The following is a 15111-nucleotide window of genomic DNA, read 5'->3' as shown; positions in this document are numbered from 1 at the left end:
TGAAATTTAATGTGTTTCCATCACAAACTTCCACAGCAGTAGGAGTAACAGTGAGGGTGTTAACAGGTAAAGGATTGATGTTAACTGTAGTAGCTGAAGATGCACTGCTAAAGCAAGTCTCGGTATTATCGCCATTGGTTATTTCAACTGTATAATTTCCACTTTCAGAAACTAAGGTTAGTGAAATGTCTCTAGTGGTTAATGCAGGCACTAAAACTCCATCTTTGTACCATCTATAGGAGCCTTCAGTGGTGCCAGGAGCTATGGAAGAAGTCAAGGTGACTGATCCACCTTCACAAACTGACACGCTCGGACCTTGAAGAATGGAAGGTGCAGCGGGAGCATTTTCTACAGTTACACTGATTCCCGCGTGTGTATCAGCACAAGCGTTCCCGTCAGTTCCAGTAACCGTAACAACATCTCCATCAGCCAAAGTTGAAGTAGAGAAGGTGTTAGAAGCTGAAGGACCTTGCACCGCAAGACCATTTACAAAAAACTGATAAGTTGAGGCACCTCCTGCAGAGAAAACAATAGTTGATCCATTACAAATAACATTATCAATGTCATCGCTATTTAAAGTTACAACGGGTAACTCATTAATAGTAATAGTTTCTGTGTCCGTAAGATCATCGGTACATAAGGTTGATTGATTTGTGGCACGAACTGTAATGATTTCAGTACCATCACTTCCTAAAGCAGCATAATCAAAAGCATTAGATGTGATATTAATAGTCCCTCCATTTCCGCCCATAGCGGCCGAGATCGCAGAATTACTTTCATCAAATAATTGGTAATCTACACCCGTCTGTGATCCAGCAATACTGAAATTTAATGTGTTTCCATCACAAACTTCCACAGCAGTAGGAGTAACAGTGAGTGAATTGTTTGGTAGTGGATTTACTATTAACGAAACTAATGCAGCCTCACTCTCACAGCCTTGTGCAGAGGTTTCCGTTACATAAACGTTGGTAGTGCCAGATGCAGAATTATCAAAGCCAATATCTGCGGTAGTTGGGTTTGTCCCTGTTGTTAAAACATTTGTTAAACCAGCGTCAGAATACCAAGTTATTGTACCACCAGTTCCAGAGGCTGAGGGTGACGCTATTGCTTCATTCAGGCAAACCGTTTGACTTTGATTCGTTATAGTTGGGTTGGAAGGCAGTGCTTCAACAGTTAAAGCAGCAACATTGGAAGTAGCCATAGGTAAACAACTACCTACAATATTTGCTCTATAAGTATAGCCATCTGCAGTAGTAGGAGCATTATTTATTTGTAAAGTGGGAGACGTAAAATTAGTATATATTCCACCATCAGTTGATAGATTAATATCGTCAAAACCACCACCATCATTTCTTTGCCATTGATAGCTCAAACTATTACCTGTAGCGGTAACAGAAAAATTAGCATTTTCCTCTTCACAAACCGTTTCAGCAATTGGTTGACCTGTAATTGTAGGAGATTCTATGCTTGATAAATTCCCAAAAGTTGCACCACCGGCAAAATTAATAGTCCCAGCTGGAACTGAGGCAGTTCCTTCAACCATATCACTATTGCTAGAAGTATTTATGGCTCTTACCTGTAAGTTTTGCAATGTAAACTGATCTAAAAAAGAGGTACCAGTAACATCGTACTGAATTTCAACATATGAAGGTGTAATAGTAATATTGTCTATATTTAACTCGTTAGTGGTGAATGAGTAAAAGCTCGAAGAGCCTGAAACTGATTTAAATTCAAAATTTGCTGGAATAGATAGTCTGAAATAAATATTGGTTCCAGGACTAAAATCTGAGTTTGAATTCTCTGCAACTGTAATGTCACCAAGACCATAATAACCTCCATCAACACAAATATTACTGAGGTCAGCTTGGGTAATCATTACCTGGCCGTTACTCTTCTGGCTCATTAAGAATAATGAGGTAAAGGCAAGTACAATTATTTTAGTATATCTGTAAATGTGTTTCGTAACTTTTTATTTAAGTGTAACTTACAATATAATGAAATGGGTACTAGTTGACAAATTTATACTGAATAATAGAATTTTGCTAAAATTTTATCTTCATTAATCCTATGGCTGTCGAATTATTCTCAAAAGTTTTTTGAGACAGGATAACCAAAATGTTGCCTGGCTCACTTTTAATTTTCTGGATATTGTAAAATCCAGTGCTAATAAATTCAAAGTCTTCATCTTCAATAGGTGTCCCTGACTGGGAAAATTTCAAGATATAAGAACTACTGTTTAAAGTCCCCTCGTCTACAGTAGCCATAATTATGTGCTCATTTTCGTCTTCCGTTAAACTCGTTACACGATTTCCATAATCAACAAGTGTAAAAATACTTTGACCTGAATTATTGTTTGAGCCATTATATTCTTTTGCAATTAAGAAGATAGAGTCAGTTTGCAGGTAATTCCCACCAACATAATATTTTCCATTCGAATGATATAAAATATCACCATACTCTTCATCTTGATCTGAGCCAACATATATTCTTTCGCTAGCATTTGATTCCAAATCCGTAAAAATTTCCCAACTGATATTTAGAGATGTATTATCAGTTTCAGTATTTGGGTTCTCACTCATATTTTGACCTATTATTTCATATACTGAAGCCGGTGAGTTTCCAGGTGAAATTTTAATATTTAAATTGCTGCTGTTGAAATTAGAACCTAACTTTTCTCGAACTTTTTCAAAAACGGAATCATTTTTATTGTTGAAATCGACAGAGTTGAAATCATAGATTTGTGTTATTTTCCTTCTGTTGTTGTTCCCGTCTTGATGAATATTTCCAATGGCAATTAATCTCTGATTTTCGATCAAGAAGTCATTGAGGTAAATAGAAGGATTTTCATTTATCGTCAGTATTTTAAAGTCTGCAGAAATCTCTTCACTTGAGTCGTTACCTTCTGTTCCCACTGGGACTCCATCTAAATTTGATTTTACTATGAGATTTCGCTCAATTTCTGGTTCTGAAGGATCTACTCTTCTATGCGCCAAAATCAGTACTGAATTATCTTCTTGATATAGTTTTACACTGACTGCTTCGTCATAGAAAGGGGTGCTAATTCTATGGAGATTTTGTTGCATTCCATCACTACCAACATTAATGATAATAATGTCTGAATTATCTAGTGATTTTGAATTCCCTACTACTATATAACCGCTGGCATCTGGTTTACATATGAAATCAACCGCTTCTACATTTTCCGACAAAGCATACAATTTGTCAAAACTTGGAGGCTCTTGCTCAGAAAATGGATCCAGATTACAAGCAGTAACTGATAGCAACATCAATAAAGCAATATAGATAAGGTAATTCTTTTTCATTGAAAATTAAAAAATGGTATGTTAAAGGTGAAATTTAGTTGATAGACCAGATTCTTTAAGGAGTGTTCTTTCAAAGCCATACTATTTAATATAGTATCTTTATCGGAATCACTAAGTGCCTCCTCGCTTGCATGGTATCTAAAATAATTACTAACCCCAAATTTTATCTCCATATAGTTTTCACGAACTTTAATCATTGAACCTATATTGGCATTTAATGAGATATTAAATTTTGATCTATCTTGAAGGATATTGATTGGTTCATTAATAATTTCGTCATCTACTGATTTCTCATAATTATTAATATAACTTACTATACGGTAGTTCAAATTATATCTGCCGGTTGTACCTAATTCAATAAAAGGTTTCCATTGATAGAAATCTTTCATATATCTTAACATAAGGTTTAAATTCATAGCATCATTACTACTTTGATAACTAATATTAGATATGTCATTATCACCATAATCATTAGTTTCACGGTAAAAAAATCGATGGTTTTGGTATTGTATTTCAGCACCAGCTATAATATCCTTAGTGATTGGATATAGAAATTGGGCTCCCACTTGTCTAAATGTAAATTGTGATTCATAGTTTGGAGTATGAGTACCCAGTGGATTAGTATTAGGGGCCTCGTAAACTATCATGGAATTTAAATTTAGTCCTGCAGTAATACCTATAAAGTATTTTATATCGGTATCAATTTTTTGATATAAAGAATACAATTCAGACGGGTCAACATTTTTTATGACTTGATAATCGGTTTTTAGGTTTAATAACCTTATCAAAGTAGTTCTAGCTTTCTCTTGTTGATTGATGTTAATGTAGGTTAATGTTAAGAGTTCTAATGCTTCAATTCTCTCTGTCTTTGTAAACCCTTCCTCTAAACAGTCACCTAATTTTCCTGGAACTGCGTATAGATTTCCATTAGAATAATCAGCTCTAGCTTCATTCAGGTTCCTTTGGCAACTTGATTGTGCCAGTAGGAGAGGGCTTGATATTGAAAGTAAAAATAAAGTGATAATAACTATTCTCATCTGGACTGATCAATAAATTTACTCTGTTCGAAAATTGGGCTGTAATCAAGATCATCACCAATATATCGATCCCATTCTTCTGGTGTAATATCTCTATTGATCTTGTTCTTCAATGTTTCTGCTAAAATTTCACTTTTGATTGGATATAATCTAAATACTTGATCTTTACAGCCAGCAAATATATGTGCTTGATCCATCAATGCGATGGCATTTACCCATGAACCTGGCTCATTTATAATCATTGGAAATTCATCCGGATCAATTAAATTCCAGATTCTGATGGTTCCCTTAGTACTTGCAGCGATAATTTGGTTTTCCTTCATATTAAACTGGATGTCAGTCATAATTTCCCCATCACTTCCTCTTAGGGTTATGGAATTTTGAACGTTATACTTGTCATCCAGGTAGAATAAATTTACCTGACCAGAGTTATCACCAGTTGCCAAGATATTATTAGAGAATGAAAGAGAATGAATATATTTATCATTAGCTTCTCTGATTATGGCTCTACTTTTTTTAGAATTCATATCCCAAAGTTCAATTTTACCGTCAGTGTTTCCCGTAGCCAATATGTTTTCGCTTATCAATTCAATATCATAGATTCTACTCTTGGTATTGAGGTAGGGCTCTAAACTATTGTTTGTAAATTTATAGATGAAGTTGTCGGAGGCAGATAAATAAAAATCAGTAGTTCCTTCAATGAAACTTACGTCATAAGCATAACTATTGGGCAAAGAATATTTTTGTATTTCCCTAATTCTGTCGGCAACATCAATTACGTAAAAGTCATGGCTGTCCGTTAGAGCAACTAGGATTTGATTTTCCTCATCTACGTAAATTTTCTTCACAAAAACTCCTTCTTCATCAAAAATCACAATACTTCTGTTTGCAGTTTTGTTTTCAACTTCCCAAGCGTTAATTCTCCCAGAAGCACTAGTAGTGTATAAGTACTTATTTTTTACAAATTGTAATGACCTGACGTCAGTCGATTTGCTTTTAAACGCATTATAATATTCTGGGTCATAATTTTTCACTGCATAGAACAATCCATTATATATATCATTATTATTTTCGTAGCCCTCGTTGTTTATATTGAATCTAAAACCAAGGAGTGCCAAAAGTCCTTTGAGCTCATCATCTTCCTGTTGCAACGATTTAACGCTTAAAGATGAGGCAATGGCCCTCATGCTGTATTGTCTGGAATTATTCTTTTCGTCTTCTAATTGAAGGTTAGTTAATTCTAATTGTTTTGATTTTTCTTGTGCGTCCTTTCTAGCTTTTTCTTCCTCAGTTGCCTTAATAGCCAATTCCTCTCTTGCTTTCTTTTCGACATCTCGTGCCTCTTGTACTAACAAGAAACTATACTCTGCCTTTTCCCTCTCAGCATTAGCTCTAATACTGGATTTATTAGCTTCAATTTTTTGTCTTTGTGCAATTAACTCACTCTCTTTTGCTCGATCTGACTCTCTTTGGGCTTCCTGCGATTTAGATTCTGCAATTTCCCGTTGCCTCTCAGCAATCCTACTTTGATTAAAGGCGTAGACCAAGAAAATTATGGATAGCACCGCAGCGGTACCCAAAATTGTCGCAATCACTTTGGAGCGCCTAAGTCTTCTTTTTTGAAGGAGCTCTTTTGTTTCTAATTCTTTTTTATACGACTCTTCACTTTTTTCAAGGAAAAGAATAACTGCCTCAAAATTGTTTTCGTATTGAAGTGCCCATTTTAAGGTGGGCTTTGTACTATTTCTCCACTCTATTGCCAATTGTAAATCAGGTGGTCTCCATAATCCACCACTTCCTTGCTGAAATTTGTTGGCAGCTTCTGAAAGCCTCAAATATATTTGTGCAGATTGCGACTCTTCTTGTACCCAGTTTTTAAGTCTATACCAGACACGCATTAATGCTTCGTGGCTAATATCGATTACTGAATCGCTATGCAACTCATATTCCTCTCTTGGCGTTAATAAGGCTCTGCCCTCAATGCGGAATTTATCAATTATTTTGATTAGAATATGTTCTTCCTCATCAACTATTTTGGAGATTTCCTTGAGTGGAGTTGGCCTTCTAATTCCATCGTTATCGCTTCTCTTCTCGGTTATAGTCTTGAATAGCTTTTCACATATTTCTTTCTCTTCTTCATTTAACTCATAGAATGCTTCATCAGCATGACGTGATAACGCCTCATTTACTCCACCAATTGCTTCATAATGAATGAAATCTATTTGATCATCGTCTTTTTTGCTGTCTATCCAATAATCCCACGTCCGCATCAAGGCATGTTGCAAAACCGGCAATTGATCAAATCGGTCACCCATGTCATTAAGCAACCTTTGAACCAATCGATTAGATATTTTAGCATTACCTACTGCAACGGGTCCTGTAATCACAAGCTTCTTTTGCTCCCTAGTCATTTGAGGGATCAAATAGTGACTGTCATTAATTTTATTTGTGAGTTCAGGGAATTGTTCACAATCACCCAAGAAGTCGGATCTCATGGAGAGAGCTATGTAAATAGGGACTTCACTTTGTCTAATAGCCTCTAATATTAAGTTTACATATGCTAGGGATTCATTGATGTGTTTCGTTTCTCCCAATTTTCTGAACCTAAAAATTTCTTCAAATTGATCTAAGTACAGTAATAAGTTTTTACCTTTTAAGTATTTATTTAACTTAAATAGATCACTTAATCCTTTGGTGCTTTTGTGTAGTACAGCTTCAAATAAATATTCATTAATTAATTGATGCGAAAAATCAGTGGGATCATCTTGGCTTTTACTTTCTATATGTTTCTTAAAACCTAAAGCGAGGTTTTTTATTGGATTCAATCCAGGTTTAGCGGTGATAATTTCCCATTCACTGCCTGCCTTTGAAATAAATCCTCCATGTAGAGTTGGGATTACGCCTGAAAACATCAAGGACGATTTACCTGTACCCGATGATCCAAGAATATTGACAAAGCGATTTTTTTCGAGAATAGACAGCACCTCATCACTTTGACCTTCACGACCAAAATAAAGATAGCTCTCCTCTATACCAAAAGGCCTAAGCCCCGGAAATGGATTAACTTTATTTTCCCTATTACTAATGTTGTTCTCTTGCACTTAAACCGCTAATTTTTTGACTACTTCAATTATTTGACTCGGTTCATCTTTTTTAATTAATTCGAAATCACTTAGTTTCCCGTCATTAAATACAGAATTTTCATTGAATATTATGTATTTCCCTAAAATTTCTTTGTCATTTCTAAAACCAGGTGCCTTTTTTATTTCAGCAGACATAGAATTCAACCATGGTAAATTGTTTCTAAAGAACAAAATAATGAAATAATCAGCTTTTCTTAATAATTCATAATGAAGATGTCTGTAATCAGTAACATTTTCTACATTATCAATCAATTTCAATTCATAATTCTGTGAAATGGATTTATCTTTATCAAGCAAATCTAGACTTTTTTTATCTAATTTACTGTCAGATATTATATAAATGATTTGTTTAACTGATTGTAGAACAGTTTCTTCTTTTTGAATTATTTTATTTATGTTTTCTTTGATAATCTCCTTAAACTCCTCTATCGTGGTTTCCACCGCTTCAATATTTGGATAAGGTTTTAATTGAATCTTCAATTCATTATACTTTGCTTTCTTCTCTGGTTGTTGGCTTTCGGTTGGGCTAAACCAAATTAGTCGTTTTTTCTCCGGAAGCTTATCGAAAGCTTTTTTTCTTTTTTCGATTGTAAGACCAACGAACTCATCAGGAAAATGGATTGACATATCACATTTCTTCATGAAGAATTCTTCAGGATCTTCCATATAGTTTGCCTCAATTGAAAAATCCTCATCAGGGAATATTTCAGCGTTAAATGCCTTTAATTCTCTTTTGATAACATTTCTTGCGTGATAATAGCTTTTATTCTTATCGGAAATAAATATTCTACTACTAACCTCTGAATTCTTGTTTTCTAATGTAGATAAGGTGTCTAATAAAACATCTGCAAATACCTGCCAATAGCTTTCGTTTTCTTGAAATTCATTCCAACCCTCATAGGTTTCGTAATTTTGTTCGTTAATTAAACTATTGTCAAAAAAACGATAGTAAGTAGGAGTTGATAAGGAAAGAGGAAGATCTTCAATCTTCACTGGAGCTTTAAAAACTTTTTTAATTTTCGAGTTAATTAGGGGGATATCAAAATTGAATGCTTGTTCTAACTCCGTAGAATCTTGATTTATATTAGAAGAAAACACCATAGCAGGTGATAGGATATAAAAAATCAGGTTTGAATTGTCAAAATCTTCCTTTGTGATTAACTCCAGTTCATTTTTATAAATGATGTTCACTTTTTCTTTTATTCTGTAAGATAAAGCCGAGGTTAAAAATTTTGCAAAATAGTCTACCCATCCCAAGTCTTGATTTTCACTTTTGATATTGTCGTTTTCTGTAAACTTAATAATGATATTGTGATGCTTTTTCGTCATATTTTAAATCCTATTACCAGAATATCATCAGTTTGAGCGTATCCATCTTTCCAGTCTTCAATTTCCTCATGTAAAATGGTTTTTTGTTCCAGTACATTTTTTTGATGAATAGATAATAAGAGTTTTTTGAAGTTACCTACTAAATATTTAAATCCTTTTTCACCACCAAACTGGTCTTGAAAACCATCAGAGAAAAGGTAGAATGTTCTTTTCTTCCCGTCAGTTAAATCCAGTGTATGAGTACTGAAAATTCGGTCATCACCGCGCTGTTGCCCCCCAATTGCATGTTTGTCTCCTTTAATCCTAATTAATTCCCCGTCTTCAACATACATCAATGGGTTTTTCGCACCAGCAAAATATAATTGCTTACTTACCGTATTGTATGTTACGATGGTCATATCCATGCCATCATTGACCTGGGTTTCATCTTGTCTTAAATCTGAAATGATGTCTTGATTCATTTCCGTTAGTATTTGACCAGGATCATATACTTTTTTTAACTTTGTGATGTTGTTCAGTAGGTTCATACCAACTACACTAACAATAGCCCCAGGTACCCCATGTCCTGTACAGTCAACTGCTGCTAAAATCCAGAGTTCTTCTCCTTTTTCATTCTCTGCTTTATTAAACCAAAAAAAGTCTCCGCTAACAACATCTCTGGGAAGGAAATATACAAAGCTTTCATCAATAGCTTTCTTGATCTCAACCTCAGTGCTCATTAAAGCATTTTGAATCCTTTTCGCATAATTTATACTGGATGTTAGTTTACTACTTGTTTCTTCAAGTAAATCTTTCTGTTTTTTAATTTGTTGATTGGTTAGAGATAACTCATATTTCTGCGATTCAATTTGTTTATTCTTTTTCTCTAATTCACTCTTTTGAGAAGTTATGAGATCATTTAATTGCTTAAGTCTTTCAGCTTTTAGTACTTGGAGATGTGATTTTTTTTCCAAATCTTCTAATCCTTTGTGTAATTCATCTTCCAGCTCTCTTGCCCTGCTATTCTTGATACTTATCACGGTTCTATATCCTATAAAGCCTAAAAATAGAAGTGATAAGGCAGTTGAAGCATAGAACCAATTTCTCTTCCAAATCGGTGGGGTCACATAAATGTTAATTTTCTCTTCGTTTATACTTTCAACTCCACTGCTATTATAGCCTTTAATAGCGATAGCATTTAAACCATCAGATAAATCGGTTAGGATAATTTTTTCGTCTGATCCAATTATTCTTTCGCTTTGATTAATACTTAAATTTTTGTAACTAATTGAAGAGTTTGAATTGTCAAAATGGTTGATCACTTTTGGTTCAATGACAACAATTGAATTATTACTTATTTTCTGGTTATTGTCTGTGAGAAAAACAGTATCAGTAGGGTTGTTGAAATCATCTAATTGATAAGCAATTGATTTTGTAATTTCCACGCTTGGCGGGACCAAATTTGGGATTTCCTTTAGCGGATTATATAGAGAAATACCGTTCTCATTGAGGAACCAAATACGACCTGTGTTGTCACGGACAGCATCTTTAAAATATGATGAAAATATAAAATCATTTTTATCATACTTTTCTGGTTTCTGAAGGATAGTTTTATTACTTTTTTCTGCTATAGGAAATCTGAACAGAGTGTTTTTGGATGATACCCACAAATTATTTTCCATATCATCAAATACATTCATGATATAAATATTTTCAAGGTCCTCTGATTGATCAATATCAACTAAATTAGCTTGCCCGTCAGCATTCATCCAAAAAATCTTATTTGTCCCAAAATACCAATATCCATCTTTGGCTGGGACAACATTTGCTAACTTAATACTGTCTGCAAAGTCTGTTCTAAGTTCAATCTCACCGATGCTATCTAATACTGTAATTGAGTTTTGGCTTGAATAAGTATAGATTTTTTGATTAGAAAAGGTGATTTTATGAGAAGAATTAGATCCAGCTAGTTTTTTGGTAGGAATGAATTCGTCATTTACTAAGAATAAAGTTCCTGCTCTATTTTTAGCAATGTATTGTCCCTCCTTCACCTTTTTTAAAGGGGCGTACTGGCTTTGGTTTAAAATGGAAGTTAGTTTTCCTTCTTTTTTACTTAGAGAATATATTGTTTCATTAATGGTAATAATCCAGCTATCCTCATCATCAAATGCATAATATTCACTTAAAGGAGTAGATGATTTGGGTATTTTAACTGTTTGGTTTTCAGTAATGAAATTATACATAATAATCTCATCTGTTTTTAGGATTAAGTTACCATTGCTTCCAACAAAAACCTTCCTAGCGTTATCTTCCGGTATCTTTGAGAAGGGGTTTTTTTGAGTCAATTTAACAAGCTGGCTGTTACCTAAAATCCATAAATTGCCTTCTTTATCATTAAATATACTATTTCCTTTTACCGGTTTATTTTTTGCTACAAATTGTGGCTTCGATTTTATTAAATCATTCACTTTTAAAATAGATTGCTCATCTATAAACCACGTTTTGCCAAAGTCATCAATATAAAAATCTAGAATCTCAGTGTTATTTGCTAAACTTCTGACCACACGGTCACCGACAAGTTCTAGAATGGCATTTCCGCTCAAAATATGTATTGATGAGTCTCCATCAATAAATTTAGAGGGCTTTAAGTAACTGGCAAATGTCTTTACCTTTTTTCCTTTATTTAATACCGTGAGTCCTTCCGAATGACCAATTAGTGTGGTGCTATTTTTCACTTCTAAGCACGTAAATTGTTCTGAATTTTCAGCCTGATATATTTTTTTTAACTTATTATTTTCCCACACATACAATTCTCGATCAGTGATCATCCATAATTGATTGCCGATTTCATCAAACTGGTTCACATTTATGTCAGAAATAGTAGAAACCGAATCATTCTTAGGAAAATATTGGCTTAATGATTTTTTTGAAGAAATAAATAATGAATTATTAAAATAATAAATCTGGTTTATATCAACCTCATTATTTAAAGCTCTTACGCTTCTGAATTCGTGCCCGTCATAACTAAGGATTCCTGCAGAAGTGTTAAAGTAGATAAGAAGTCCGTCACTTTGAGTAGCAGATTTAAATGCTTTTTCACCTAGAAAATCATCAATTTCAAATTTTTCTATTCTTTCTAGTTGTGCATTAGTTTGCAGGTGCAAGCAAAATGCAATAAAAAAAAGGGCTATATGATATACTTTAAATTTCAAGCAGCGTTTTGATTTAATTCCTTAATATGTTTTTTTGGACTTTTATCAGGCAAGATATCAATATATTTTTGCATAATATAATCATAATCTCTAATTATATTTATAAGGATTATTTCTTCGACAATCAAAAAGCGAGTATCTTCCTCCAGATAGAAATAAACATTTTCAGAAGGACTTTCATGATCAGATACTTTTACAATATCCCTTTTACCATATTCGTAAAAATCAATACCATTTTTTGAAAAGGAAATTTTGCCAGTTTCTATTAACCAATAACCTAAGTTAAATTCTTCATTCAAGGATAGTTGATGTTCACCAGCCCTTAAAACTTTAACTCTAAAGTAACGATGAGCATTGATGATTTCGGAAATTGATAATTTATTTAAGTATGGAGTACTAATCAGAAAATTAATTTTGTCGTACAATAAAAAATTGTCTGCATTTATCTGCTTTTGATTACCGGTGTCTAGATTTGACCGGATTAAATAATCTATTTGTTTTGCTTCCGTTTCGTTTAATCTTGACAGGAATATTGTGTAAAATTCAGGCAGATTTTTATAAATGTTCAAGGCAGCAGTTTCTTTGAGTAACTGATTTTTATTTAAAAACTCGGATGCTAATTCAAACGGAATATCATCTTTAAAGGAATATTGAATGATGTTTAAAGCGCACACTCTAGTCCAACTATTTATTTGATCATATTCCTTTTTTAAGATTAACCATATCAAGTCTTCATCAAACTTAAATTTTGGTTTTAAATTTATAGATGGGAATTCTTCTTGTAATGACTCAAGCAATAATTTTTCATTAGGAGAAAACAAGACCTTTATTTTATTTCGCACGGAAATATTATTCCTAACAATTAATTCAATCAAAATATTTGAGGAAGCATGTAACGAGCAAGAATTTTTCCCATAATGTTCAAATATTTTTTCAATTGCTGATTCATTGTAATACAGTTTTGCAATGTTGATTATAAGATAAAGTGACTCTTTATTTTCGTTATATAGTGCATTTTTAAGTGATTTGAAATTTTCATTTTTTGATTCTAATTGCTGGAGTATATAACCATTACTTAGAAGTGTCAATACTAAGTCATCAAATAGTTTGGTGAAGTATTTCCTGTGATCTTCGGTCACTTTAAGGTTATAGAGTATGATTTTTTTCGCAGCAATTTTTCTCACATTGCTGTCTGGTTCGTTTAATGCTTTAAAGAGCAAGTTGTATCCTTCTTCATTTCCAAGTTTAGATATTAAATTAAAAGAGGATTCCACAAATAATAGATTTGCATTTCTTTTTGAGAACTCTATCTCTATATACTTCAAGGCTTTTTTACCTATTTTTTGAAGGGCCAATTGAGCCCAATAAGTTAGTTCAGGCTTTTCTAAATGTTCAATTAGGATAGAGATAATATTTATATCTTCATAATATCCCGCCACAATGCAGGCAGGTTTTTTCACTGATATTCTATTATCGTTTAGCAACTTTATTATAAGATTTCGATCTTCATTTTTAATTTGTTGCCGAATAACGCCTTTGATTAAAATTATGTCATTAGATTGTTCAATGAACTCGTACGGATTTTCTATTTTAGATATTTTGTCTTCAACATTTGATAGATAGTCATGTACTTCCACCAAAGTGTTGAAAATAGGATTCTTTTTATCGCAATTTTTAACTAGGGTCTCTAACTGTTCAAGTGCATCTATTGCCGAAATTCTTTTTAAAGTGAATAGGAGATATTTCTGCTCGGAGAAAGATCGGCCGAGAAAATCAAGTTCTATTTTAGAAATCAATTGGTATGGTAGCTTTTCATAAATCCCAATTATTGAATCCTTCTCAATTTCAACTTTTTGAGATTTCTTAATTGCATTGAAATATAACAGGATATCACTATGGATTTTTCTGTTAAGAACTGCATTTAGGAGGGAAAATATAAATAGTAAACCTGTAGGAACAAGCAGAAGAACGTCTACTGACTGTGGTAAATAGTCGTAAATTAATCCAAAAATTGTTATGAATATCAGGAGAAAATAGATTTCATATTTCTTATAGGACTTCAATGAAGTGTTTTCAATAATTTCAGCGATTGCTTCTTCATTAGTTTGGGTAAATATCATCCAAATATAATACGAGAAGGGTAGGCCAGCAGCAAAGATTAAAGATCCTGTGGTACCAAACTCCACATCGACAAGGCCGTTTTGATAATTAAAAATAATCAGAGTACTGTATATAACAGCAAATATTAGACTTGTAATATTAAAAAAATTGGAAAATAGACTTTGATTGATTTTGGGTCTTAAGACCCAATAAGGTTTTTGAAAGAAACTATTGTTAAAAATAGAGATTAAAACCAATACAATTATTCCGAAAAGATAGGCAAGATCAGGATTAAATATACTATACGTACCGTAAAGAAATATAGATGTAAGACACCCAAAAGTAAGGAAATTTAACACATATAGTAAAATGCTATTTGTTCTAATCCTACCTTTGTATAAGTTATTGTATATGTGTTTGTTCACATTCATAATTTAAATCTAAACTTAAATAATTGTTTGCACAACATTTCATCAATAATCGATAAAAAAGTTTAATTTATCGAATTTATCTTACATGACTATATTTTTTATGAGAAATGCGAAGGATATTGACTATAATTGCTAAATAAACAAAACTTACTTTTAATGAGTGTATTAGAAATTCCAGCAAAAGAAGCTGCCCCATACGTTCGATTCGATGAAGAAAATGGAACCTTGCAGATTAAAGGTAAATCATATGATGATGATGTAGTAATGCTTTTTAATATGTTAAGGTCGAAGCTAAAGGCCTTTGGAGGGAATAGCCCTCAAAAATTAGATGTGAATATATATTTGAAATACTTTAATACTTCCTCATCTAAATGTTTGTTTGATTTACTTTCTGATTTAAAGGATATTGAAAATAACGGCACAAAACTAAGTATAACTTGGAATTTTGTTGAAGGTGATGAAGAAATGGGTGAAGAAATTGAGGATTTTAGGGATTCGTTAGATATGGAGTTCAACATTGAACCATTGGCCGATGATGTAGCATGATTAGACTTTAA

The 15111-nt window shown here is 33.0% G+C and carries 8 protein-coding genes; 1 reads left to right on the top strand and 7 read right to left on the bottom strand.

Annotated features, from left to right (window positions below; genetic code table 11):
• From AAC601_RS13705 to AAC601_RS13675, 7 genes are all read right to left on the bottom strand, one after another.
• On the bottom strand, positions 1–1903 hold a 1903-nt coding region (locus AAC601_RS13705; protein WP_340153573.1), incomplete at its 3' end, for a hypothetical protein.
• Between the two features lie 139 nt (positions 1904–2042).
• Positions 2043–3323, bottom strand: a complete 1281-nt coding sequence (locus AAC601_RS13700) for a hypothetical protein (RefSeq protein ID WP_340153572.1) — start codon at positions 3321–3323, stop codon at positions 2043–2045.
• Entirely contained in the window at positions 3320–4360 is a 1041-nt protein-coding gene (locus AAC601_RS13695; protein ID WP_303269644.1) for a hypothetical protein, read from the bottom strand. The genes AAC601_RS13700 and AAC601_RS13695 overlap by 4 nt, the downstream gene beginning before the upstream one ends.
• Positions 4357–7461, bottom strand: coding sequence for a High-affnity carbon uptake protein Hat/HatR (locus AAC601_RS13690; RefSeq protein WP_340153571.1), 3105 nt, complete (start codon positions 7459–7461; stop codon positions 4357–4359). The genes AAC601_RS13695 and AAC601_RS13690 overlap by 4 nt, the downstream gene beginning before the upstream one ends.
• A complete protein-coding gene (locus AAC601_RS13685; protein WP_340153570.1) occupies positions 7462–8832 on the bottom strand; it encodes a hypothetical protein in 1371 nt (456 codons plus the stop codon).
• Complete coding sequence (locus tag AAC601_RS13680) at positions 8829–12023, bottom strand: SpoIIE family protein phosphatase (protein WP_340153569.1); 3195 nt, start codon at positions 12021–12023, stop codon at positions 8829–8831. The genes AAC601_RS13685 and AAC601_RS13680 overlap by 4 nt, the downstream gene beginning before the upstream one ends.
• Positions 12020–14548: a hypothetical protein gene (locus AAC601_RS13675; protein ID WP_340153568.1), complete on the bottom strand. Its 2529-nt coding sequence runs from the start codon at positions 14546–14548 to the stop codon at positions 12020–12022. Before AAC601_RS13675 ends, AAC601_RS13680 begins: the two co-directional genes overlap by 4 nt.
• Before the next feature lie 162 nt (positions 14549–14710).
• Between AAC601_RS13675 and AAC601_RS13670 the strand changes: the two genes are divergently transcribed.
• Positions 14711–15100 carry a DUF1987 domain-containing protein gene (locus tag AAC601_RS13670; RefSeq protein WP_303269639.1) on the top strand — a complete coding sequence of 130 codons (390 nt, stop codon included), beginning with the start codon at positions 14711–14713 and terminating at the stop codon, positions 15098–15100.
• The last annotated feature ends 11 nt before the right edge of the window (positions 15101–15111 follow it).

It is taken from the genome of uncultured Marivirga sp. (assembly GCF_963974845.1).
GTDB lineage: Bacteria > Bacteroidota > Bacteroidia > Cytophagales > Cyclobacteriaceae > Marivirga > Marivirga harenae.
Note: the sequence above shows the minus strand (reverse complement) of the source record. Positions and strands in the feature narration are given on the sequence as shown.